The organism is Gordonia sp. UBA7599 (assembly GCA_002477755.1).
In the GTDB taxonomy this organism is placed as follows: domain Bacteria; phylum Actinomycetota; class Actinomycetes; order Mycobacteriales; family Mycobacteriaceae; genus Gordonia.
Genome location: DLKD01000114.1, coordinates 25,594 through 48,532, shown reverse-complemented (window position 1 = coordinate 48,532; position 22,939 = coordinate 25,594). Strand labels below are relative to the sequence as shown.

Annotated in this window: 22 protein-coding genes, 4 tRNA genes and 1 pseudogene; 15 read left to right on the top strand and 12 right to left on the bottom strand. The window is 69.6% G+C overall.

Annotation, left to right across the window (positions count from 1 at the left end; translation table 11 throughout):
• Positions 1-12: 12 nt before the first annotated feature.
• On the bottom strand, positions 13-1,131 hold the full coding sequence (locus B4L26_RS12910) for a quinone-dependent dihydroorotate dehydrogenase (protein ID WP_290719278.1): 1,119 nt from the start codon (positions 1,129-1,131) through the stop codon (positions 13-15).
• Positions 1,132-1,212: 81 nt separating this feature from the next.
• A pseudogene (locus B4L26_RS12905) lies at positions 1,213-1,653 on the bottom strand (DUF3093 domain-containing protein); the annotation flags it as partial.
• Positions 1,654-1,676: 23 nt separating this feature from the next.
• Between B4L26_RS12905 and dut the strand changes: the two are divergent.
• Together dut and B4L26_RS12895 are read left to right on the top strand one after the other, a co-directional pair.
• Positions 1,677-2,153 (top strand): dUTP diphosphatase, encoded by a 477-nt coding sequence (gene dut / locus B4L26_RS12900; protein ID WP_290719262.1) that lies wholly within the window; start codon positions 1,677-1,679, stop codon positions 2,151-2,153.
• Between the two features lie 24 nt (positions 2,154-2,177).
• Positions 2,178-2,930: a DUF3710 domain-containing protein gene (locus B4L26_RS12895; RefSeq protein ID WP_290719261.1), complete on the top strand. Its 753-nt coding sequence runs from the start codon at positions 2,178-2,180 to the stop codon at positions 2,928-2,930.
• Positions 2,931-2,940: 10 nt separating this feature from the next.
• On the opposite strand, the gene B4L26_RS12890 is transcribed toward B4L26_RS12895, so the two are convergent.
• Positions 2,941-3,636: an alpha/beta fold hydrolase gene (locus B4L26_RS12890; protein WP_290719260.1), complete on the bottom strand. Its 696-nt coding sequence runs from the start codon at positions 3,634-3,636 to the stop codon at positions 2,941-2,943.
• Positions 3,637-3,706: 70 nt separating this feature from the next.
• On the opposite strand from B4L26_RS12890, the gene B4L26_RS12885 reads away from it, so the two are divergent.
• Together B4L26_RS12885 and B4L26_RS12880 are read left to right on the top strand one after the other, a co-directional pair.
• Entirely contained in the window at positions 3,707-4,075 is a 369-nt protein-coding gene (locus B4L26_RS12885; RefSeq protein ID WP_290719258.1) for an OB-fold nucleic acid binding domain-containing protein, read from the top strand.
• A gap of 25 nt (positions 4,076-4,100) precedes the next feature.
• Positions 4,101-4,775 (top strand): DUF3159 domain-containing protein, encoded by a 675-nt coding sequence (locus tag B4L26_RS12880; RefSeq protein ID WP_290719276.1) that lies wholly within the window; start codon positions 4,101-4,103, stop codon positions 4,773-4,775.
• A gap of 7 nt (positions 4,776-4,782) precedes the next feature.
• On the opposite strand, the gene B4L26_RS12875 is transcribed toward B4L26_RS12880, so the two are convergent.
• Both B4L26_RS12875 and B4L26_RS12870 read right to left on the bottom strand, forming a co-directional pair.
• Positions 4,783-5,442, bottom strand: a complete 660-nt coding sequence (locus B4L26_RS12875; RefSeq protein ID WP_290719257.1) for a potassium channel family protein — start codon at positions 5,440-5,442, stop codon at positions 4,783-4,785.
• A 19-nt stretch (positions 5,443-5,461) separates the two neighbouring features.
• Positions 5,462-6,127 carry a potassium channel family protein gene (locus tag B4L26_RS12870; protein WP_290719256.1) on the bottom strand — a complete coding sequence of 222 codons (666 nt, stop codon included), beginning with the start codon at positions 6,125-6,127 and terminating at the stop codon, positions 5,462-5,464.
• A 38-nt stretch (positions 6,128-6,165) separates the two neighbouring features.
• On the opposite strand from B4L26_RS12870, the gene B4L26_RS12865 reads away from it, so the two are divergent.
• The 3 genes from B4L26_RS12865 to dxs are packed head-to-tail and all read left to right on the top strand — an operon-like array spanning position 6,166 to position 11,452.
• Positions 6,166-8,160 carry an APC family permease gene (locus B4L26_RS12865; RefSeq protein ID WP_290719274.1) on the top strand — a complete coding sequence of 665 codons (1,995 nt, stop codon included), beginning with the start codon at positions 6,166-6,168 and terminating at the stop codon, positions 8,158-8,160.
• Positions 8,160-9,458, top strand: coding sequence for a class I SAM-dependent RNA methyltransferase (locus B4L26_RS12860; RefSeq protein WP_290719254.1), 1,299 nt, complete (start codon positions 8,160-8,162; stop codon positions 9,456-9,458). Before B4L26_RS12865 ends, B4L26_RS12860 begins: the two co-directional genes overlap by 1 nt.
• A 53-nt stretch (positions 9,459-9,511) precedes the next feature.
• Entirely contained in the window at positions 9,512-11,452 is a 1,941-nt protein-coding gene (gene dxs / locus B4L26_RS12855; RefSeq protein ID WP_290719253.1) for a 1-deoxy-D-xylulose-5-phosphate synthase, read from the top strand.
• A gap of 8 nt (positions 11,453-11,460) precedes the next feature.
• Here the strand turns inward: dxs and B4L26_RS12850 are convergent, their stop codons facing one another.
• Together B4L26_RS12850 and B4L26_RS12845 are read right to left on the bottom strand one after the other, a co-directional pair.
• Positions 11,461-12,738 carry an HRDC domain-containing protein gene (locus B4L26_RS12850; protein WP_290719251.1) on the bottom strand — a complete coding sequence of 426 codons (1,278 nt, stop codon included), beginning with the start codon at positions 12,736-12,738 and terminating at the stop codon, positions 11,461-11,463.
• Positions 12,739-12,755: 17 nt separating this feature from the next.
• A complete protein-coding gene (locus B4L26_RS12845) occupies positions 12,756-13,433 on the bottom strand; it encodes a DUF3000 domain-containing protein (RefSeq protein WP_290719250.1) in 678 nt (225 codons plus the stop codon).
• A gap of 105 nt (positions 13,434-13,538) precedes the next feature.
• Between B4L26_RS12845 and hemE the strand changes: the two genes are divergently transcribed.
• The 3 genes from hemE to hemQ are packed head-to-tail and all read left to right on the top strand — an operon-like array spanning position 13,539 to position 16,648.
• Positions 13,539-14,570, top strand: coding sequence for a uroporphyrinogen decarboxylase (hemE, locus tag B4L26_RS12840; protein WP_290719272.1), 1,032 nt, complete (start codon positions 13,539-13,541; stop codon positions 14,568-14,570).
• Positions 14,567-15,943, top strand: a complete 1,377-nt coding sequence (locus B4L26_RS12835; RefSeq protein WP_290719249.1) for an FAD-dependent oxidoreductase — start codon at positions 14,567-14,569, stop codon at positions 15,941-15,943. The genes hemE and B4L26_RS12835 overlap by 4 nt, the downstream gene beginning before the upstream one ends.
• Before the next feature lie 9 nt (positions 15,944-15,952).
• On the top strand, positions 15,953-16,648 hold the full coding sequence (gene hemQ / locus B4L26_RS12830) for a hydrogen peroxide-dependent heme synthase (protein WP_290719248.1): 696 nt from the start codon (positions 15,953-15,955) through the stop codon (positions 16,646-16,648).
• A gap of 32 nt (positions 16,649-16,680) precedes the next feature.
• Here hemQ and msrB read toward each other — a convergent pair whose 3' ends face one another.
• Genes msrB through B4L26_RS12810 form a run of 4 tightly spaced genes read right to left on the bottom strand, consistent with a single transcriptional unit; the run spans position 16,681 to position 20,706 of the window.
• Positions 16,681-17,097: a peptide-methionine (R)-S-oxide reductase MsrB gene (gene msrB, locus B4L26_RS12825; RefSeq protein WP_290719247.1), complete on the bottom strand. Its 417-nt coding sequence runs from the start codon at positions 17,095-17,097 to the stop codon at positions 16,681-16,683.
• A complete protein-coding gene (locus B4L26_RS12820; protein WP_290719246.1) occupies positions 17,094-18,365 on the bottom strand; it encodes a glycosyltransferase family 87 protein in 1,272 nt (423 codons plus the stop codon). Before B4L26_RS12820 ends, msrB begins: the two co-directional genes overlap by 4 nt.
• A 27-nt stretch (positions 18,366-18,392) precedes the next feature.
• Positions 18,393-19,967, bottom strand: a complete 1,575-nt coding sequence (locus tag B4L26_RS12815; RefSeq protein ID WP_290719245.1) for an alpha/beta hydrolase — start codon at positions 19,965-19,967, stop codon at positions 18,393-18,395.
• Between the two features lie 37 nt (positions 19,968-20,004).
• A complete protein-coding gene (locus tag B4L26_RS12810) occupies positions 20,005-20,706 on the bottom strand; it encodes a dihydrofolate reductase family protein (RefSeq protein WP_290719244.1) in 702 nt (233 codons plus the stop codon).
• A 38-nt stretch (positions 20,707-20,744) separates the two neighbouring features.
• Here B4L26_RS12810 and zapE point away from each other — a divergent pair, with 38 nt between their 5' ends.
• Positions 20,745-21,764, top strand: coding sequence for a cell division protein ZapE (gene zapE, locus B4L26_RS12805; protein ID WP_290719242.1), 1,020 nt, complete (start codon positions 20,745-20,747; stop codon positions 21,762-21,764).
• 33 nt (positions 21,765-21,797) lie between these two features.
• Here the strand turns inward: zapE and B4L26_RS12800 are convergent, their stop codons facing one another.
• Entirely contained in the window at positions 21,798-22,355 is a 558-nt protein-coding gene (locus B4L26_RS12800) for a GNAT family N-acetyltransferase (protein WP_290719241.1), read from the bottom strand.
• Positions 22,356-22,521: 166 nt separating this feature from the next.
• Here B4L26_RS12800 and B4L26_RS12795 point away from each other — a divergent pair.
• From B4L26_RS12795 to B4L26_RS12780, 4 genes are all read left to right on the top strand, one after another.
• Positions 22,522-22,594 (top strand) — tRNA-Gly (locus B4L26_RS12795).
• Positions 22,595-22,614: 20 nt separating this feature from the next.
• A tRNA-Cys gene (locus B4L26_RS12790) sits at positions 22,615-22,688 on the top strand.
• Between the two features lie 26 nt (positions 22,689-22,714).
• A tRNA-Val gene (locus tag B4L26_RS12785) sits at positions 22,715-22,789 on the top strand.
• Positions 22,790-22,841: 52 nt separating this feature from the next.
• Positions 22,842-22,916, top strand: a tRNA-Val gene (locus tag B4L26_RS12780).
• Positions 22,917-22,939: the final 23 nt, after the last annotated feature.

Genomic DNA, 22,939 nt, shown 5'->3' with positions numbered 1-22,939 from the left:
GCGTCGCGTTGGTCAGGACCGGGTGTTGCGCGCAGCCGTGCCGACGGCGTCGGCGATCGACGCGAAGCCGGCGCCGCGCACCCGGGCCGCCAGGCCCGCGTGGATGCGGTTTGCATACAGCGGTCCGCCGTAGATGAACCCGGTGTAGCCCTGCAGCAGGGTGGCCCCGGCACGGATGCGCGCCCAGGCGTCGTCGGCGTTCTCGATACCGCCGGCGCTGACCAGCACCAGGCGGTCGCCGACGCGTGCGTGCAGGCGTGCCAGCACCTCCAGGGACCGGTCCGCGACAGGTGGCCCGGACAGGCCACCCGCCCCGGCCTCGGTCACCTGTGCTGCCGGCGACTGCAGGCCATCGCGCGAAATGGTCGTGTTGGTGGCGACGATGCCGGCCAAACCCGCTTCGACGGCCAGGTCGGCGACGGCATCGACGTCGTCGTCGGCGAGATCGGGGGCGATCTTCACCAGCACCGGGCGGTCGGTGGCGGCGCGCACTGCGGCCAAGATCGGCGCCAGCGCCTCGACGGCCTGCAGATCGCGCAGGCCCGGCGTGTTGGGAGAGCTGACGTTGACGACGATGAAGTCGGCCAGGGGGCCGAGGGTTGCGGCGCTATGGGTGTAGTCGTCTGCGGCCTGCGCCAGGTCGACGACCTTGGTCTTGCCGATGTTGGCCCCGATCGGCACCGAGTGGGTTCGCGGTGAGCGGCGAGCGCGGGCCAAACGTGCGGCGGCCGCGTCGGCGCCGGGGTTGTTGAACCCCATCCGGTTCACCAGGGCGCGGTCGGCGGGCAGTCGGAACAGACGCGGCTTGGGGTTGCCGGGTTGGGCCTGGCCGGTGATCGTCCCGACCTCGGCGTATCCGAATCCCAGCGGCCCCCACGAGCGTGCGGCCGCGGCGCTCTTGTCGAATCCGGCGGCCAGGCCCATCGGTGCGGGGAAGGTCGTGCCCAGCACGTCCTGGCGCAAGATCGGGTCGTCGACGACGAGAACACCACCGGTGAGTCGGCCGAGTCCGGGAAGCGTGCCGACCAGCCGGATGAGACGCGACACCAGGCCGTGGATCGATTCGGGCGGGATGCGGAACATCAACCACAGAAACGGCGGGAACGTGGCGGCGGCCACGGCGCCGAGGATGCCGCGTCCCTGCGGCTCGACGTGGACGGGGGATTCGGGGGTGCCGTCGAGACGGGCGTCGGCGATGCCCATCGCAGCCAACACCTTGTCCGGGTGACGGGTGGAGACCAGCCAGTACGGCGTGGGGTCGTCCGGGTCGTCGAGGACGAGCAGGACCATCGAAGCGACCCAGCTGCGGTGGACCAGGAACGCGGCCGGGTCGAGTTGGCGGCCCATGGCCGCGCTCTTTGCGCTCGCCGGGACCGAAGCACCCCGACCGACGACCGAACGGGGCAGGCGGGCGCCACCGGCGAGTAGTTCACCGTCGCCACCGACGCGTACGCGGTGGCGGCCCATCGACACCAACAGGGCGGCGAAGACGAGGGCGACGACCGGGAACGCCCACCAGCTCCAGGCCGCGCGGTGGGCACCGAGTCGGATCTCGTAGCCGAGGACCACGGTGACGACGGCCGCCGCACCCCACCACCAGAGGGGCACCCACAGCCGTTCGTCGTATCGAAGAGTCTGGGCGTCACTAGTCACGCCGCTCAGCGTAGTCTGCGGTTGTGCCCGATCGAATCGCGTCACCCGCCCCCTCCGTCCCGCTGCGAGTCAAGCGCCTCGACAAGGACCTTCCGCTGCCCGTCCGGGCCCACCCCGGCGACGCCGGCGTCGACCTGTACTCGACGACCGATGCCGAGTTGGCTCCCGGGCGCCGCCAGCTGGTCGGGACCGGGATCGCAGTAGCACTGCCGCACGGCACCGTCGGCCTCATCCACCCGCGCTCGGGACTGGCCGCGCGCGCGGGCCTGTCGATCGTCAACACGCCGGGCACGATCGATGCGGGCTATCGCGGCGAGATCAAGGTTTGCTTGATCAATCTCGACCCGGATGAGCCGATCGTCATCAAGCGGGGCGATCGGATCGCGCAGCTGGTGGTGCAGCGCGTCGAACTGCCCGACCTGTGTGAAGTCGACGAGCTCGATGACACGAGCCGTGGGGCCGGTGGATACGGGTCGAGCGGTGGACACGCGGCCCTCTAGGCCGGTATCGGAAGGATTGACGAGATGACGGCGACGGCGCGGGTCGGTGAAGCGGGCGGCCCCTACGACATTGGAGACTTGGCGACCACCTCCGAAGAACTGGCCAATTCGCACCTGGACCTAGGGTCGGTGCTGGTCCCGGTCGTCGAGGGCGGCCAGGTCAGTGTGGAGATGTCGGTCGAGCACGAGCCGGAGGCGGTCTACCTGCTCACCCCGGTCGGGCGCGTGAGCGTGGCCGCTTACGCGGCGCCGAGGTCACCGGGCCAGTGGCGCGAGGTCGTGCGCGAACTGGCCGAGTCCGTGCGAGCCGAAGGCGCGTCCACGCGCACCGAGTTCGGGCATTGGGGCCGCGAACTCGTCGCCGAAGTTCCCGGCGACGAGACGCACCGCTTCATCGGCGTCGACGGACCGCGCTGGATGGTCCGCTGCGTGGCCAGCGGGCCGCCGGAAACGACGGACCAGCTCGCGCAGCTGGCGCGCGCGGTCCTCGCCGAATCGGTCGTCCGTCGCGGAGCCGACCCCTGTCCGCCGCGCGAACCGCTGCCGCTCATCCTGCCGTCGATCCTCGCCCAGCAGGTGCGCGTGGCCCAGCAGCAGATGGTCGACGACGGTCAGCTCTCGATCGACGACCTGCCCGCCGATTTTGCCGATGACGCCGCACCGGGGGCCGAGGACGCCGAAACCGTGCAGGAGGCGAACCCGTCGGGCCGCTCGTCGTCGGGTGTGTCGCGGGGCACGGCGATGCAGCGGCTGCGCAACCGGTCGCGGCGCTGGTAGCTGGCCACACTTAGCGCGCGACGGCGTCAGCCCAGGCTTGCGTAGCCAACCGGCCCAACACCGCGGGCTCGTGGCCCCATTGATCAAGGGTGGTCCGCCGCACGGCGGCTCGGGGTGCGGCCGCCGCCCACTGCAGGCCTACCGCGGCCGGGTGGATCGGGTCGTCGTCACTGACGACGACGGCCAGCGGCACGGCCAGCCCGGCCAGTAGTGAAGGGTCGGGCCCGACCAGGCCGGCGGCGGCGCGCAACTGCCCGATGACACCGGGGTACAGGGCGGTCCACGAGCGAGTCAGCTCGTCGGCCAGCCATCGCGGGCTGCCAGCAGCCATGGTCTCGATGGTGGTCGAGAGTCCGTCGCGCTCCATCGCATCGGCGGTGGCGCTGGCCGAGGCCGCCGCAGGACTGCCGGCCGGCGACCCGGACCACGGGGGCAGGGCCGCCCATACGCCCGCGCAGCGCTGCGGGCCGGCGCGAGTGGCCCACGCGGTGGCGATGCTGGCGCCGATGGACACCCCGCCCACGAGGATCGGGCCGTACTCGTCGGCGGCGGCGTCCAGGGCGCGGACGTAGTCGTCCACGAGGTCGGCCCCCGGCTGCAGCGCGACCAGCTCGCGCCCGGCCTGGCGGGCGGCGGGTCCGAACGCCCGCACGACGTAGTCGGCGTCGGAGCCGGTGCCGGCCATCGCGACCAACGGACTGGGCATGACGTGATCCTCCCGCAAGGTTTACCCTGGGCAACGCAAACGTAAGGAATTCTCTCGCCCAGGGGGTGTGATGGCCACAGCGGGCTATCTGCGGCGGATGACGCGCAGGCTCGTCGAGGACCTCGAAGTCGCCGATGCGGCGGAGATCGCCGACGAGTCTCGCTCCCACGGCGCGCAATGCGCGTCGGAGTGCTCGCGAGGGGAGCGGGTCCGCATCTTTGGCGAACTCCGCTCGGTGCAGACGTGTTCGGCCAATGCCAAAGCCGGCGTGGTCGCGGAGTTCTTCGACGGGACCGACACCGTCACGTTGAAGTGGTTGGGGCGCAACCGGATCCCCGGCATCGAACCCGGGCGCAAGCTGTGGGTCAGCGGCCGGGTGGCCGAGCACGACGGCACCAAGATGATTTTCAACCCCTACTACGAGCTTGCCGGTGACTGAGTCGCGGATCGGGGACGGTGCGGCAATCGGCGACGACGCCGACGACTCTGACGACGAGGCGCCGACCCGCACGCTGCTCGAGCAGATGGGTGGCGTGTCCGGCCTGGTCTATTCGTCGCTTCCCATTCTCGTCTTCGTCCCCGCCAATGCCTGGTTCGGCCTGCGCGGGGCAATCATCGCCGCGCTTGCCACGGCAACGGCGATCCTCGTGTACCGGTTGGTGCGCCGAGAGGACCTCAGCCCGGCACTGTCGGGCTTCATCGGGGTGGCGATCTGCGCGTTCATCGCGCACCGCACCGGCGACGCGAAGGGCTACTTCCTGTTCGGCATCTGGACGATGCTCGTCTACTCGGCGGTGCTTGTCGTCTCGATCATCGTCCGGTGGCCCCTGATCGGTGTCGTGTGGAACCTCGTCAACGGCGCCGGCACGCAGTGGCGTGCGCACCGGCCGACGCTGATCGCCTACGACCTGGCGACCGCGGTGTGGGCTGCGGTGTTCATCGCCCGCTACCTGGTGCAGTCGCACCTCTACGACACCGGGCACACCGGTCTGCTCGCCGCCACGCGTATCGGTATGGGCTGGCCCCTGACGATCGCGGCGGTGTTCGCGACCATCCTGCTGGTGCGCCGCGCCGAGAAGTCGGAAGAGACGCTGGAAGAGCCTGCCGCGGAGGACTCGCAAGAGCACGTGGTGGAGTGAGACCCGCTCACTCCAGGTGCATCGCCGCCTTGAGGTCGCCTTCCACGTCCTCGGGAGCGACGAAGACCAGTTCGTCGCCGCCCTCCACTGAGTCGTCTGGCTGCGGTGCGATCACGCGGTTCCCGCGCAAGATGGCCACCAGTGCAGCGTCGCGCGGCAGTGTCAGCTTGCGCACCGGCCGCCCGGCCAGGGGTGTGTTGTCGGGCAGCGTCATCTCGACCAGATTCGACTGGCCCTGACGGAACGTCATCAACCGGACGAGGTCGCCGACGCTGACGGCCTCTTCGACGAGGGAGGCCAGGATCCGCGGTGTGGACACCGCCGTATCCACGCCCCAGTCCTCGCCGAACAGCCACTCGTTGCGCGGGTCGTTGACGCGGGCGACGACGCGGTTCACCGCGAACTCCGTCTTGGCGAGAAGGGCGACGACGAGGTTGGCCTTGTCGTCGCCGGTGGCCGCGATCATCACGTCGTAGTCCTGCAGGTCGGCGCGTTCGAGGTTCGCCAGCTCGCAGGCGTCGCCGGTCACCCAGTCGGCACCGACGACGGCGTCGGGGTCGACATTGCGGGCCTCCCGCTCGAACAGCGTGACCTCGTGGCGGTTGGCGAGCAGTTCGCGGGCGATGGATCGTCCGACGGCGCCGGCTCCGGCGATGGCGACTTTCACGGTGTGGGTCCTCCGGTGCTCAGTCGTGTGCCGGTCGGGGTGCGGCGGCAGCGGCGCGAACGGCCGCGCGGTCGGTGGAGCGCACCGCGGCGTAGACGATGTCCTCGTCCTGCAGTGCGGTCCGTGCCTCGGGCAGAATGGCCCGCCCGACACGGTTGAGGAAGACGATGTGGCACCCGGTCTCCTCCTCGAACCGCGCCACCGACGTCCCGATCCACGATTCGTCGATGTCGAGGTCGATGAGGTCCACGCTGCCGCTGGGGTCGCGCCAGGCGACCGCGTCACCGTCGTCGTCGAGCTCGGCGACGAAGCGCTCGGTGGTCCACGGCACTGTCGCCACCGTCGGAATGCCGAGCCGTGCGTAGACCTCGGCGCGGCCGGCGTCGTAGATGCGGGCGACGACGCGCCCCACGCCGAAGGTTTCCCGGGCGACGCGGGCGGCCACGATGTTGGAGTTGTCGCCCGAGGACACCGCGGCGAAAGCGTCCGCCGTCTCGATTCCCGCGCGGGTCAACACATCTCGGTCGAAACCGAGCCCCACCGTCGTCGTCCCGGTGAAGTCGGGCCCCAGCCGCGCAAAGGCGGCAGGGTCGCGATCGATCACCGAAATACTGTGCCCACGGCGAGCCATCGCCTCGGCGAGGGAGGCCCCGACGCGGCCACAACCCATGATGACTATCCGCACGTTGATGAACGTACACTCATCGGCCTAATGTGAGCGTGGTGTCCTCCCTGTCCCAGGTGCCGGTCGCGCTCAAGCGCCTGCTCGTCGGCCGTCCCTTCCGCAGTGACCGCCTGGGTGAGACGCTGCTCTCCAAGCGGATAGCGCTACCGGTCTTCGCCTCGGACGCGATGTCGTCGGTCGCGTACGCGCCGCAGGAGATCTTCCTGGTGCTGTCCGTCGCCGGTCTCACCGCGTACGCCTACACACCATGGGTGGCGCTCGCGGTGGCGGTGGTCCTGGCCGTGGTGGTGGCGAGCTACCGCCAGAACGTGCACGCCTACCCGTCCGGCGGTGGTGACTACGAGGTGGCGACCGTGAACCTCGGGCCCCGCGCGGGCCTGGTCGTGGGCAGCGCTCTGCTCGTCGACTATGTGCTGACCGTCGCGGTATCGATCGCCTCGGCGATCGAGAACGTCGGATCCGCGGTGGACCTGGTGCACCACCACAAGGTGTGGTTCGCCGTGGGGGCGATCGTGCTGCTCGCCGCGGTCAACCTGCGCGGATTGCGGGAATCGGGCGCATTCCTGGCCATCCCGACCTACCTGTTCATCGTCAGCATCGTGGTGATGCTCGCATGGGGTTTCGGGCGCGTGCTCTTCGGCTCCGGCATCCACGCCGAGACCGCAGATTTCGGTGTGCGAGCCGAACCCGGGCACTGGGCGGGATTCGCCATGGTGTTCCTGTTGGCGCGCGCCTTCTCGTCGGGCTGTGCCGCGCTGACCGGTGTGGAGGCCATCAGCAACGGAGTGCCGGCGTTCCGCAAACCCAAATCCCGAAATGCGGCAACGACCCTGCTGCTGCTCGGCGCCTTCTCGATCACGCTGTTGATGGGGCTCGTCCTGCTGGCGCGTGAAGCCGGGGTCAAGTACGTCGCCAATCCGGCCACCGAGCTGACCGGCACTCCCGAGGGCTACCGGCAGAGTTCGATGATCGCCCAGCTCGCCCACGCCGTCTTCGGCGGATTCACGCCGGCGTTCTACGTGGTGGCGATCGCTACGGCCCTCATCTTGATGCTGGCCGCCAACACCGCTTTCAACGGGTTCCCGGTCCTCGGCTCGGTGCTTGCGCAGGACCGCTACCTGCCGCGCCAGCTGTACACCCGCGGCGACCGCCTGGCCTTCTCCAACGGAATCGTGTTCCTGGCGCTGGCCGCGATCGTGTTCATCCTGGTCTTCCAGGCCGAGGTCACCGCACTGATCCAGCTGTACATCGTCGGCGTGTTCGTGTCGTTCACACTCAGCCAGGCCGGGATGGTCCGGCATTGGACGCGGTTGCTGAGCGTCGAATCAGACCCTGCCGCCCGCGGGCGGATGCGGCGCTCGCGCGTCGTCAACGCGATCGGGCTGGTCATGACGGCGACGGTCCTCGTCGTCGTCCTCATCACGAAGTTCGTCGCCGGTGCGTGGATCGCCGTTGTGTCGATGGCCGTCCTGTACGGGTTGATGCAGCTGATTCACCGCCACTACCGGACGGTGCAGGAGGAGTTGGACGAGGCCGTCGACGAGGACGAGGTGTTGCCCCCGCGCACCCATTCGATCGTGCTGGTTTCGTCGCTGCACCTGGCGACCCGGCGCGCCGTGCGATACGCGCGCGCCATGCGCCCGGACACACTTGAGGCGATCACCGTCAACGTCGACGACCGCGATACCCGCAAGCTGGTCGCCGAGTGGGAGAGTAGCGACATCACCGTGCCCCTCAAGGTCATCGCGTCGCCCTACCGCGAGATCACGCGGCCGGTCTTGGACTACGTGCGTCGCGTGCGCCGCGACAACCCACGCGACGTCATCACGGTGTTCATCCCCGAATACGTGGTCGGTCACTGGTGGGAGCAGATCCTGCACAACCAGTCCGCACTGCGTCTCAAGGGCAGGTTGTTGTTCGAACCGAGTGTGATGGTGACCTCGGTGCCGTGGCTGTTGCGATCGTCGGACCGTCTGAAGGACGCACCCCACTACGTCGCGCCGGGGGAGACCCGCCGGGGCGTGGGGTCCTAGTGCCGGCTCAACCCGACGCGCACGGGGAACTGCGCTGCGAGATCACCGGCCTGGCCCATGGCGGTGCCGGCGTGGCCCGCGTCGACGGGCGCGTCGTCTTCGTCACCGGGGCGCTGCCCGGCGAGACGGTGCGGGCGCAGATCACCGATACCTCGCATGCGTCGTTCTGGCGGGCAGCCACGGTGGCGGTGGATTCGCCGTCGCCCGACCGGACACCGGTGTCATGTCCAGCCGCGGCGGCGGGGGCGGGTTGCTGCGATCTGGCATTCGGCACGGCTGACGCCATCCGGGCGGCCAAGACGACGATCCTGGCCGACGCACTCACGCGCATCGGAGCACTCGAGCCGCCCGCGGGGCTCGTCGTCGAGGCGCTGCCCGGCGAGCAGTCGGGACACGGGTGGCGCATCCGCGCCCGCCTGGGCGTCGACGCCGATCGGGCGGTCGGATTCCGCGCGGTCCACAGCAACGCGATCGTGGCGCGGCGCTGCAGTGCCCTGGAGCCTGTGCTCTCCGACGCTCTCGAGGCACTGCCGACCGCTGACCTGGAGCCGGGTTCGGAAGTACTGGCCGTCCACGACGACCTCGGTGGCATCCATCTCGCCGAGATCGCCGCCAAGCCGACACCGACCGACGCCCGCGCAGGCGGTCGGGGTAGCAGGCGGGCCAAGGCCCAGCGGCGTCGGGCCGCGCGCCCGGTACAACTCCCGCCGCGAACGTTGGTCGGCGGTCGAAGTGCGCGCTACCGCGTCGGTGATCGCACCTGGGAGCTGCCGGTGGGGGCGTTCTGGCAGGCCCACCGTGGAGCCGCGGAGGTGTTCGCGGGCATCGCAGCGGACTGGTTGGCCGACCGGGTGGACGGCGCGGTGGTGTGGGACCTCTACGGCGGTGCGGGCGTGTTTGCCGGTGCAGCACTGGACGCGGGCGCGGCACAGGTGTGTGTTGTCGACACCGATGCGGCCGCACTCGGCGCGGCTGACGCAGTCTTCGAGGGCCAGCAGGTCCGGACGCACCGGTCGGCGGTGAACCCGTCGGCGATCGACGCTCTGCCCGCGCCCGGAGCAGTCATCCTCGACCCGCCGCGCAGCGGCGCCGGACGCGCGGTCATCGAGGCGGTCGTGGCGGCCGGTCCAGCCACGATCGTCCACGTAGGTTGTGACCCCGCGTCGTTCGCCCGCGACGTCGCGACCGCCGTCGGCGCCGGTTATCGCCTCGCGGAGGTCCGTGGCCTCGACGCCTTCCCGCTGACCCATCACGTCGAGGCGATGGCACTTCTCCTGCGCGATCCGCCACGTCCGTAGACTGGTCCCATTCGCACGGCCCGCGATCTCGAGTTGGACAGGAGGACTCGTCGATGAGTCTGTTGGATTCGATCCACTCCCCGGAGGACCTCACTGGCCTGACCAGGGACGAGATGGACCAGCTGGCCGACGAGATCCGCCAATTCCTCGTCGCCAAGGTGTCCGCGACAGGTGGGCATCTCGGTCCGAATCTCGGTGTCGTCGAACTGACGCTGGCCATCCACCGCGTCTTCGACTCGCCCTCGGATCCAGTGATCTTCGACACCGGCCACCAGTGCTATGTCCACAAGATCATCACCGGACGCGCCGACGGCTTCGACGAACTGCGGCAGCGCGACGGCCTCACCGGGTACCAGGAGCGGGCAGAGAGCCCACATGACTGGGTCGAGTCGTCGCACGCCTCGGCCGCCCTGTCCTACGCCGACGGGCTGTCGAAGGCATTCGAGCTGCGCGGCGAGCACCGCACCGTCGTCGCGGTGGTCGGTGACGGCGCCCTGACCGGTGGGATGTGCTGGGAGGCGCTCAACAACATCGCCGCCGCACGTCGGCCAGTGGTCATCGTGATCAACGACAACGGCCGCTCCTACGCCCCGACGATCGGCGGGCTCGCCCAACACCTGGCGGGGTTGCGGCTGCAGCCCGGTTACGAGCGGATCCTCGAGGAGGGTCGCAAGCTCATCAAGCAGATGCCCGTCGTCGGCGAACCCGCCTATGCCGTGATGCACGGCATGAAGAGCGGCATCAAGGACCTGCTGGCACCGCAGGCGCTGTTCGCCGATCTTGGACTCAAGTACGTCGGGCCCGTCGACGGCCACGACACCGCCGCGTTGGAGGCCGCACTGCGCCATGCCAAGGCGTTCGGCGGACCGGTAATCGTGCACGCGGTAACCCGCAAGGGCAACGGGTACGGCCCCGCCGAGGACCACGAGGAAGACCAGATGCACGGTATCGGCGTGATCGACCCGGCCACCGGGCGACCCGCATCGGTGACCGCGCCCGATTGGACGTCGGTGTTCTCCGCGGCCCTCGTCGAGGCCGGGACCCGGCGCACCGACGTCGTGGCCATCACGGCCGCCATGGCCGCACCGACCGGGCTGGCCGCATTCGGGGAGCGCTTCCCAGACCGGCTCTACGATGTCGGCATCGCCGAACAGCATGCGTTGACGTCCGCCGCCGGGCTGGCGCTGGGCGGTATGCACCCCGTCGTCGCCATCTATTCGACGTTCCTCAATCGTGCGTTCGACCAGCTACTGATGGATGTGGCGCTGCTGCGCCAGCCGGTGACCCTCGTCCTGGACCGCTCGGGGATCACCGGCCCCGACGGACCGAGCCATCACGGGATGTGGGACCTGTCGCTGATGGCGATGGTTCCCGGGCTGCGGGTGGCCGCACCGCGCGACGCGGTACGGCTGCGCGAGGAGCTCGACGAGGCGCTGGGCACCGACGACGGCCCGACGGCCATCCGGTTCGCCAAGGGTGCGGTGCCCGAGGACATCCGGGCAGTCGAGCGGACCACCGACGGTGTCGACATCCTGGGCCGGACCAACTCCGGTTCGGCGCGTCCCGTCGGCGATGTCCTGGTGGTCGGGATCGGGGCCTTCGCGGCTCTGGCCTGTGACACGGCCAGTGTGCTCGAAAAGCACGGCATCGAGGTGACCGTCGTCGATCCGCGCTGGGTGCTGCCGGTGCCGGAGTCGATCGTGGCCATGGCCGCCGACCACCGACTCGTCGTCACGCTCGAGGACGGGCTGGTCGATGGCGGCGTCGGGGCCGAACTCATCGACGCGTTGGCCGCTGCCGGGATCGGCACCCCGGTGATGCAGCGGGGGATTCCCAAGGAGTTCATCGCCGCAGCGACCCGCGGCGAGATCCTCGCCGACCTGGGACTGTCGGCCCAGGAGTTGTCGCGCACCATCACCGAGACGGTGTCGCAGCGGATCGACGACTCCTCGGATTCGTCGGTTGAACGCGCTACCGCTGACGACGCCGGCTGAACCTGGCTTCAGATCTCGCGCAGCGCTTGCGCGATGGCGTCGCGGGTCAGGTCGCGTTGCCATCGCCGCGCCGCGCCGGACTGCAGTGCGTCGTCGACGGCGTCGGGCGTAGCGGCCACCCCTTGCCAGCAGAGTTGACGCACCACCTCCGGGGACAGCAGGTTCTCCGCCGGGACGGACACCGATTCGGCGATCTGCGCGATCGCGGGGCGCACGGCCGCCGCTCGTGCGGCGGCCTCGGGATTGCGTTGGTCCCATCGGTTGATCGGCGGCAGTCCGGTGGTCGGTGCGGTGCGCGGGGGGAGCTCGCCGGTGGGCAGCGCCTGGGCCCGGTGCAGTGCGGCCAACCAGCGCCGCGCGTGGCGGCGCTGGCGCGGCCCGCCGAAGATCTTGAGTTTGGTCAACTCGTCGACGGTGGTGGGGTTGGCGCGCGCCGCATCGATGATCGCGGCGTCGGGTAGGACGCGCCCGGGCGCGACGTCGCGGGCCTGTGCGAGGTCCTCGCGGGCATGCCACAGTTCGCGCGCGGCGGCGAGTTCAGCCGGTGTCCGCAGGCTGTGGATGTGAGAGAGGCGCCGCCACCGGTCCGGACGAGGCGGTGCGGGGGGCCGCGCCAGCACATAGGCGAACTCTTGTGCCGCCCAGTCGTCCTTGCCGTGTTCGCGGAGCTCTGCGTCCATGGCGTCGCGCAACTCGACGAGTAGTTCGACGTCGAGCGCGGCGTAATTGAGCCAGTCGTGGGGCAGCGGCCGTTTTGACCAGTCGGCGGCGCCGTGGCCCTTGAGCAGCTCGCGTCCCAGGAATTGCGCGGTCATCGCCGCCAGGTTCACCCGCGTCATTCCCAAGAGACGGCCGGCCAGCTCGGTGTCGAAGAGGGTGGCGCAGCTGAATCCGAGTTCGCGTAAGCAGGGGAGGTCCTGGTCTGCGGCGTGCAGCACCCATTCGGGGCCGTTCAGCGCCGCGATGACCTCCGACAACCCGTCGGGGTGAGCGATCGGATCGATGAGGAAAGTGCCCGCGCCAGCCCGCCTGATCTGGATCAGATAGGCGCGTTGCGAGTACCGGAAACCCGACGCCCGCTCTGTGTCCAGGGCGATGGGGCCGGTGCCTGATCGCAGCCGGGCCGCCGCTTCGGCGAACCCATCGGGTTCCACCAGCACGGCGGGTACCCCGTCGGCGGGGGCGAGCAGAGGTTCAGGAGCGGGCTGCGCGTCGACCCCAGACGAATCGGCGTCGGGCGCAGTCCCGTCCGGCGGGGGTTCGGTGGGATCGGAAGCTGGGCACATGGGGGCGATGCGCCGCCTCAGTCGGTGGACTTGAGCCGGGTGACCCCGGTCGGCGGGAGGCCGGCGGCGGCGGCCAGTACGTCGCAGAAGGCTTCCAGATGTGGTGCCAGGGCGGGGTCGAGTGCGGTCCAGGAGGCGCGCAACTCGAGTTGGTGGGCACGGGGCGGGCCGGCGATGTCGCCGTAGCGGACCGAAGTCGTCGAGGTGACGGTGCCGCCCAAAGCGGTGAGCACAGGTGCGGACGGGTCGGCGTTGGGGGGAGTGGAATTCTGTCCCTCGGGCACGCCCAGCGCATCGGTCAGCCAGCTCCACGCGACTTCGGGCAGCATCGGGTCGGTGGCCAAGTCGGCTTCCATGTCGACTTGGATATAGGCCACCAGGCGGATCGTGCCACTCCAGGCCTCGTGACCCTCGGGGTCGTAGAGCAGGATGAGGCGGCCGAACGCCGAACCGGAAGCGTCGGCGGGGACGTCGTCGAGGGATCGGCCAGAGCCGTCCAACAGCTCGGGGGCCTGGACTTCTGCACCCACGGCGTAGCTGTAGGGCGCAAGCCGTTGCGGCGGGCGGATGGGAGACACCTCGATGTCGGCCCGCACCTTCGCCGTCTGCAATGACTCCACGGCGAGCGTGAAATCGGCGGGTTCACCCGCTCGGCTCGTCGCGGCACCACCGTCGGGGGTACCTGATCGGATCACCGCTCCAACGTAGGTCGCGGCGGTCCGCCCCCGTGGGAGGCGCGCCGGTCGAGCGCAGCGAGGGAGATTGTGCCCGGCGCCTTGTGGCACAGTGGTCGCGTGAGCATGAAACCTCTCCTTGCCGCTGCCGCCGGGCAGACCCCGACGCGTCGACCGGTGTGGTTCATGCGCCAGGCCGGGCGTTCCCTGCCCGAGTACCGAGCGTTGCGCGCCGACCGGGGCATGCTCGAGTCCTGCTTCGACCCGGCCATGGTCTGCGAGATCACGATGCAGCCGGTACGCCGGCACGACACCGACGGAGCGATCCTGTTCTCCGATATCGTCGTGCCGCTGAAGGCGGCCGGGATTGACCTGGACATCGTGGCGGGTACCGGGCCGGTGATCGTCAATCCGGTGCGCAGTGCCACCGACGTCGCGGCTGTTGGCCGGCTGGTGCCCGAGGCGGTTGGCGCCATCGGCCGCGCGGTGTCCCTGCTGCGCGCCGAGCTCGATCCGACGCCGACCGCTCTGATCGGTTTTGCCGGTGCACCGTTCACGCTGGCGTCCTATCTGATCGAGGGCGGTCCGAGTCGTCACTATGCGAACACCAAGGCGATGATGTACGGCGATCCGCCGCTGTGGCACGACCTGATGGGGCGCCTCGTCGACATCACGGTGACATTCCTGCGCGTCCAGCTCGATGCCGGTGCCCAGGCGGTCCAGCTGTTCGACTCGTGGGCCGGGATGCTGTCGCGGCGCGACTACGAAACCTTTGTCGCCCCGCACAGTTCTCGAGTGTTCGCCGAGATCAGCGATTTCGACGTGCCGCGAATCCACTTCGGCGTCGGAACGGGTGAGCTGTTGGCGCCGATGGCACGGGTGGGTGCCGACGTGGTGGGCGTCGACTGGCGCGTGCCGCTCGACGAGGCGCAACGCCGGATCGGACCGGGTCCGGCGCTGCAGGGCAACCTGGACCCGACGGTCCTGTTCGCCGGCGACGCGGTGATCGCCGAGCATGTGGCGCGGGTCGTCGCCGACGCGGATCGGGCCGTCGTCGCCGGAGCGCGCGGACACATCTTCAACCTCGGCCACGGCGTCCTTCCTGACACGAATCCCGACACCCTGACACGCGTGGTCGACCTGGTGCACTCGGCGTGACCCGGGTTGGGATCATCGGAGCCGGAGTCTCCGGCCTGGTCGCAGCCCATGCGCTGCGCCGGGGGCTGGGCCCCGGCGCGGGTATCGAGGTGTTCGATTCGGCGGATCGAGCCGGGGGGCTCCTCCATGACGCGACGGTGGCCGACCGCCGTACCGACGTCGGCGCCGAGGCGTTCGTGCTGCGTCGGCCCGAGGCGCGCGATCTCGTCGCCGAACTAGGCCTGTCCGCCGACCTGGTGGTGCCCACGGGGGCCCGGCCGGCGGTGTGGGCAGGTGACCGCCTCCACCCGCTGCCGGCCCCGGCCTGGATGGGGATTCCGGCATTACCGCAGGCGGTGCATGGTCTGGCCGACGACGCCGATATCACCAGGATGACGGTCGAACCGACGCGCCCGCTGGTGTGGACGCCCGGTGGGGACTGCTCGCTGGGCGAGCTGGTCGCCGACCGATTCGGCCCCTCGGTCGTGGCCCGCAGCGTTGATCCGATGATCGGCGGCGTGTACGCGGCACTGGCGGCCGACACCGGTGTCCGGGCCGCCACGCCCGCGCTGGCGGCCCTCCTCGATGAGGGCGCACCCAGCCTCACCGCGGCGATCGCGGCACTGCTCCCGGCCCCCGGCGCGCCCACCACGCCGGTCTTCGGCGCGTTGCGCGGGGGCTACCGCCAGCTCATCGACGCGCTCGTCGAGTCGGCCGGTGCCCGGCTCCACTTGAGCGCAGAGGTGTCGCGGCTGGATCCGGCCGGACGCGGGTGGGAGGTCGACGGGGAGCCATTCGACGCCGTCGTCGTCGCCGTCCCGGCGCCGGTTGCGGCACGGCTGCTGGGGGTGGCAGCCCCCGACAGTGCGGAAGCACTGGCGGGGATCGCGACGTCGTCGTCGGCGGTGGTGGCCCTGGCGGTCGACCCGGCGACGCCGATGCCCGAGTACTCCGGTGTGCTCGCGGCCACCGGCGGGGAATTGGCGCGGCAGGCATGTGCGAATCCGGCGAAGGCGCTCACACTCAGCTCGCGCAAGTGGCCGCACTACGACGGTGACGCGAGTCCCATTCGGCTGCGCGTGTCCTTCGGACGCCTGGACGAGCCGGTCGTCGCGACCGACGAGGAGTTGCGCGCGGCCGCGGCAGTCGCGATGGGTCAGGTGTGCGGCACGGGCGTATCCGTCACGGTCGTCGACTCCGTCGTCGCGAGGTGGCCACAGGGCCTGCCGTGCTACGCGCCCGGTCACGAGTCCCGGATCGCCACCGTATTCGCCGGTCTACCTCCCGGGTTGGCCGTGGCCGGCTCGGCCTATCGCGGCGTGGGGGTGCCGGCGTGTATCGCGTCCGCGCGCGCTGCTGCTGCCACCGTCGAGGGCCATCTCGCGGCGTTGTAGCGTGAAGTCATGGCGCGCTTGGACTATGACGAACTGAACAACACGATCCGCTACCTGATGTTCTCGGTGTTCACCGTGCGGCCGGCGGATCTGCCCACCGACCGTGACGGTGCGGCCGCCGAATTCGTGGCGTTCCTCGACGACATCACGCGTGACGGGTTGGTCGTGCGCGGCGTCTACGACGTCTCGGGCATGCGGGGTGACTCCGACTTCATGATCTGGTGGCATGCGGAGACCATCGAGGAGTTGCAGGCCGCCTACAAGCGGTTCCGCCGAGAGACGGCGCTGGGAGGCGCGTGCGACCCGTTCTGGAGCGCCGCCGCGCTGCATCGGCCGGCTGAGTTCAATAAGAGCCACATTCCGGCGTTCCTGGCGGGCGAGGACCCCGGCGCCTATGTGTGCGTCTACCCGTTCGTGCGGTCATTGGACTGGTACCTGCTGCCCGACGAGGATCGGCGCACGATGCTCGCCGATCACGGCAAGGCCGCGCGCGGCTACGCCGACGTCCGGGCCAATACGGTGCCGGCGTTCGCGCTCGGCGACTACGAGTGGGTCTTGGCGTTCGAGGCGCCAGAACTGCACCGGATCGTCGACCTCATGCGGGACCTGCGTGCCACCGAGGCGCGACGTCACGTGCGCGTGGAGATCCCGTTCTTCACCGGGCCCCGCACCGACCCGGCGGAGTTGGTGCGCGCCCTACCGTAACCGGCCAGGTCGGACCGTCCGCTATCTAGCGGCTATTCTGCGGGTTCGAGCGACAGGCAGACCGAGTTGATGCAGTAGCGCAGATCGGTCGGTGTGCCGTAGCCCTCGCCGGCGAAGACGTGACCCAAGTGGCTGTGGCAGTTGGCGCACAGGACTTCGGTGCGGAGCATGCCGGCCGAGGTGTCGGAGCGCTCGATGATTTTGTCGCCGGCCAGCGGTGTGAAGAACGACGGCCAGCCGCAGTGCGATTCGAACTTGGCGTCGCTGCGGAACAACTCTTCGCCGCACGCGCGGCAGCGGTATACGCCGGTCGTCTTCGTGTCGGTGTATTCGCCGGAGAACGCGGGTTCGGTGCCGGCGCGGCGCAGCACCCGGAACTCCGTGGGGGTGAGCCGGGCGGCCCACTCCTCGTCGGTCAGGGCGGTGTAATCGGTGGGGTCGGTGCTCACGCGTCCAGCGTAGCCGCGACGGGGGCGTCGGGGCCGGGGGCCGACGAAGGCTCGCGCTCCGCCTCGCGCACGTCCAGGTAGCGCCACAGCAGCGAGAAGAACACCGCGATCAACAGCAGCGACCAGCCGAAAGTGACGGTCAGCCGCTCCATGTGCTTGCCGAAGTCCTCCCAATTGCGCGCCAGGTGCTCCCATACCTTGAGTCGGATTGTGTAGTAGGAGTCGAAGGTCATACAGCCGTACACGCCGAGCCACGCCGGCCAGTTCCGCATCGGTGAACCCGGCCGGAGGACGGTCATGACCAGTGGGAACAGCAGCATTGAGTAGTAGCCCTGGCCGAGGGGGCCGACCAGGAACGACGTCCCGAGGAGGATGCCCGACGATGCGCACAGCCACAGCACCTCGTCGGTGTTGCGGTAGTACCGCCACAGGAACCACAGGCCGAACGCCGCCATCGCCACGAACATCACCCGAAGTGCGATGTTCAACCAGGGGGGCAGACCGTAGTACGAGCCCATGCCCGGAATGGAGCTGTTGTAGTAGTCACGCGTCTCCCGCAGGTACGGGAACGTGTGGTCCATGAAGTTGTCGGTATCGACGATCATCTTCCAGCCCACCGCGTTGAGCACCGCCGGGATGCCGATGGCGGGGATCAGCGCGCGCCACATCCGCGACTTGAACAGTGCCAGCAGGAGCACGGGCAGCAGTACTGGTTTGACCGCGATCGTCAATCCGATGGCGATGCCCGCGATCCACGGTCGCTCCAGGCGCAGGCACCATAGGAACAGGACGAGGCCCAGCAGGACGAACGAGTTGAAGTTCGTGAAGATCAGGGTGTTCGCGACCGATTCGGTGAGGAAGAAGAAGAACAGCACCGTCGGGAAGACCCAGGACGAAGCCCGGTAGCCGAACAGCCGCGTGAGGACGTACGCCGATGCGACCAGCGCGATCACCGACAGGGCGATGAAAATCCACCGCGAGCGCTCCGGGTCGATGTAGGCGATCGGCGCCATCAACAGCGTTCCCGACGGTGGATACAGGTAGTGCGGCTCGACCGTCAGGTAGCTCTCGCCGTAGACCGACTGACCGTTGAGGAACCGTAGTGCGGCCTCGTAGACGGGTTTGAAGTCGTCGGTGGTGTCGTGGCCGTTGATACCGAGGACCACGCTCTTGTGGAAGATCATCATGACGCTGACGGGCCACATGATGGAGCGGATGATCTTCTCGGTCGGCACGGCCGGGAACAGGTAACGGTCTGAAATCGTCACGACCGAACCGTACTACAGGTCGGCGCCCTAACCGGCCGGGCAGGCGTGGGTGCGAGTCGTGCCCGCGGCTCGCGCGGCGATGAAGTCGGCGAGGATGCCAGCGGCGCAGTCGCTGTGCGCCACCACCGAGTACCCGACGCCGTCCCACGTGACCGTCGCGGGCTGGGTGCGCGCATCGGTGAACAGGCGGTTCAGGACGGTCGGGTCACTACCGTTGACCGGATCGGCACTGGCCCCGAAGACCAGGGGCGGCACGATGAATCCGGCGGGGGCGGCCGCGGGCGAGGTGGTGCCCCAGCCGGTGCAGCGGGCCAGGCCGATCGCCATTGTCTGCCCGACCATCGGGTACTGCTTCGTCCAATCGCCCGTCAGCGTCTCAATCTCGTTGAGCCCGACCGTACCGGTGACGTTGTTGCAGCGGCTGACGAGGATGCCGTCGGGCGTCTGCAACGCCGCGGTGCGCCGCACGATCGACGCGAGATCGTCGGTGTTGCCGCGATCGGCGGCGGCCAGCGCGCCGACGAGGGCAGCGAGTTCGTCTGGGCTGGTGGCCAGCCCCACGGTGGTCGTCACCGCGTCGACGACACCGGCGTCGGAGAGCCCGGTCAAGGATCCGGCGCGGGCCTTGCCCAGCACCGACCGCAGGACGTAGCCCGGATCATCCACCGGCCCGCGACACGCCGGGTTGGTGGCGCAGCGCCGGGTGAAGACGGCCAACGCGTCTTCCACACCGCGCACACGGATCGTCGCGCGGTCCTTGGCCGAGCCGGTGAACGGCGTCGGCGTGTCGAGCATGAGCCGCCCGACCCGGTCGGAGTACTGCGCGGCATACGACAGTGCCACCTGGGCCCCGGTGCCGATGCCCAGCAATGCGATCCGGTCGACGTCCCACTTGCGGCGCAACGCCTCGACGTCGGTTGCCGCGAGGGCATAGGTGAATGCCAGCACGTTCTCGTCGAGGGTGTCGGTGCAGGAGTCGGAGGCGCTGCGCGCGGCGGCGGCCAGTCGGTTCACCCGGGCGCGGGCGGAGGTGCCGGGCCCGGACATGCCGTTGTCGGCGATCGCGGTGCGGTCGGCGCGGGTCATGCAGTCGATGTCCACGACGCCGCGCTGCTCGACCGCCACGACGGGGTGTTTGGCCAGCAGGGCCTGTCCGCCCGGCCCGTCGGCCAGTGCCAGCGCGAGTTGCCCGGCGGGCAGGTCGGTACCGGTGACGGCCACGACCGGTACCGCATCGGTCGGGGTGGCAGCCAGGCGCACCCGCACGAGTGGGACGGTCACCGCCTCGCCGCCGCCGACGTTCGGGTCGGCGCGGTTGACCATCGTCGCGCACTCGACACGTACCTGTGCGCCCGGGCGAATGCCGTACTGGGCGACCATCGCCGGTGGGCACGCCTGCCACGGGAGATCGGCGCGGACCCCGGACAGGACGGGGAACCCGGCCTTCTTCGCGGACGTGGTCGGTATCCCGGGCGAACCGCCCTCGCGCACCACGGCGGGCCCGGTGTTGGGGCCGACGGCACATCCGGCGACCAGCAGGGTCGCCAGAGGGAGGAGCAGGAACCGGGCAGCGGTGCCCGCGCGCGCGCCGTGCAAGTGCATGGGACCGAGACTAGTCGGGTGTCGTCGGCACGGGCTGTTACGCGTCGCCCGGTGCCTGGTCGGTCCCGCGGATCCATCGGGCGTACAGATAGCCGTCATCGTCGGAGAGCAGGTGGGCGCGTGTCATGGGATGTACCTTCTCGGCATCGACGACGACCGGGCGTGGTGCGCTACCGCCGACGATGACCGGGCTGGTGGTCAGGCACAACTCGTCGAGCGCGTCCGCGGCGACGAAGGAGCCCAACAGGCGCGGTCCGCCCTCGAGGAGGATGCGCGTCCAGCCACGCTCGACGCACGCGGCGATGGCCGCCGCCGGATCGACGGTGTCGGTGCCGCAGTCGAGCAGGGTCGCGCCGACGCGGCCGAGGTCCGCACGACGCTGCTCCGGTGCGGAGGCGCATGTGAGGACGACAGTCTGCGGGTGCGACAGCGGCCCATAGTCGTCGGGGATCGACAGTGAGCGCGAGACGAGGGCCAGGGCTGGTCCGTCGGGCTGGTGGTAGCCCTCGGTGACTGCGGTGCTGGCCCCGACGACCACGACGTCGGCGCAGGCGCGCAGGAGGCTGAAGATCTTCCGGTCCCCGGGTCCGCCGAGCCCGCCCGAACGGCCCTCGAGACCGGCCGCACCGTCGATCGAGGCAACCATGTTGGCCCGCACATACGCGCCGCCCGGCGGATAGGCGTACAGGCTGGTGAGCCGTTCGGATGTGACCTCGCTCGCTTTGTCCGTTAACCACATCACGCCATTGTGTCCCGGGCGGTTACCCTTCGAGGGTCATGACGCTGCATTTGTGTGATCGGAACCCGACCGTCGCGCCGGAGACCCTCATCGCCGAGATGGTCCCGCCGTCGACGTTCGACGACGTGAGCTTCGACACGTACATCCCCAGCCCCAGCGAGCCGAGCCAGACGGCCGCGCTGGCGGCGGCCCGTTCCTTCGCCGACCGGGCCCGTCAGGTCCGCGGCGGCAAGCACGGCTTCTTCGGCCGCAGACACGCCCCGAAGCAGGGGATCGGGCTCTACCTCGACGGTGGGTTCGGTGTCGGCAAGACCCACCTGTTGGCGTCGATCTACCACGCGATGCCGGGGCCCAAGGCCTTTGCGACGTTCGTCGAGCTGACCCAGCTCGTGGGCGCATTGGGCTTCATCAACACCGTCGAGCGACTCTCCGAGCACACCGTCATCTGCATCGACGAGTTCGAGCTCGACGACCCCGGCGACACCATGCTCGTCTCCCGCCTATTGACCGAGCTCAGCGGGAAGGGCGTGTCGATCGCCACGACCTCCAACACGCTGCCCGGTCAGCTCGGCGAGGGCCGCTTCGCCGCCCAGGACTTCCTGCGCGAGATCCGCAAACTGTCGGCGATCTTCGAGCCGGTCCGCGTCGACGGCCCCGACTACCGTCACCGTGACCTCCCGCCCGCGCCCGATCCGCGCACCGACGCCGAGCTCGGCGGGTTGGCGGAGACGACGCCCGGTGCGAGCCTCGACGACTTCACCGCCCTCTGCGAGCACTTGAGTACCTTGCATCCGTCGAAATACAAGGCGCTGGTCGACGGCGTGTCCCTCGTCTGCGTTTCCGACGTCTCACCGGCCACAGACCAGTCGGTCGCGCTGCGCCTGGTGGTCCTTGCCGACCGGCTCTACGACGCCGGGATCCCGCTCACTACGTCCGGTTGCAAGCTCGATGAGATCTTCACCGAGGAGATGCTGGCCGGCGGTTACCGCAAGAAGTACCTGCGTGCCACGTCGCGCCTGCTGGCACTGTCGCGCTTCGCCGAGGCCGACGCGGCATAGCGCCGGGTCCCAGTCGCTGCGCTGTCCTCAGCGTCAGCCGTCCACCGGCCGGACCAGTACGTAGTCGTGCTCGATCGCGCCGTTGAGGTCGAAGGTCTTGGTACCGGCACGGATGAAACCGGACTTCTCGTAGAAGCGCAGAGCGCGGGCGTTCTCCTCGTTGCACCCCAACCAGGCCACGGTGCTGCCGTGCGCCCGGGCGGAATCGATCGCCGCGGCCATCAGCGCGCGGGACGCGGACGCTGCCACACCGGTCCGGTGTGCGTGATGATCGGGTGCGACGTAGACCTTGGAGATCTCCGACGACGGCTCTGCGACGACGGCGGCGACACCGGGGTCGGCCGGCGGGCGGTGGTGGACGAGGCTGTAGCCGATGATCGGACCGTCGGGGGCGCTGCGCACCACGAAGACCTCGGAGTCGGAATGGGCGATGTAGGCCTCGAATTGGGTCGCCGTCAGGTTCGCCGCGATGAATGCCTCGATATCTTGCGGACGCGAGTGCGGGGGACAGGCGAGGGGGAAGGTGGCCGCGGCAATGGCCGCGACGTCCGCGGCGAGAGTGGGATCGGTCACGGTCTCGACGATGGGCATCTGTTGAGCTTGCCACGTCCCGCGACAGGCCGACAGGCGGGAATCCGATCGTTGTGATTCGGTCCCTGCAGCTCTGACCGGCGAATTTGGCAATGCCGCGATCCTCGGATAATGTTTCCACTCGCACCGCGCTGACGACGGGAGACCGGAGTGGCGGGGCGCGAATGCGGATGTAGCGCAGCTGGTAGCGCATCACCTTGCCAAGGTGAGGGTCGCGGGTTCGAATCCCGTCATCCGCTCGAGGCGAGATCCTCGCATTGGTGGTGTGGCCGAGTGGTGAGGCAACGGCCTGCAAAGCCGTGCACACGGGTTCGATTCCCGTCGCCACCTCCACAAGGCGTTTCACCAACTCCATACCCGCGCGATTAGCTCAGCGGGAGAGCGCTTCCCTGACACGGAAGAGGTCACAGGTTCAATCCCTGTATCGCGCACCACGGCACTGGGCACCGGGTGCCCGCTCATGGGCTCCCGGTTCACAGCGTCGGAGGTCCCATAGCTCAGTGGAAGAGCACTCGCTTCACACGCGAGGGGTCGCTGGTTCGAACCCAGCTGGGACCACCACACCTCACCTCGACGCACCACGG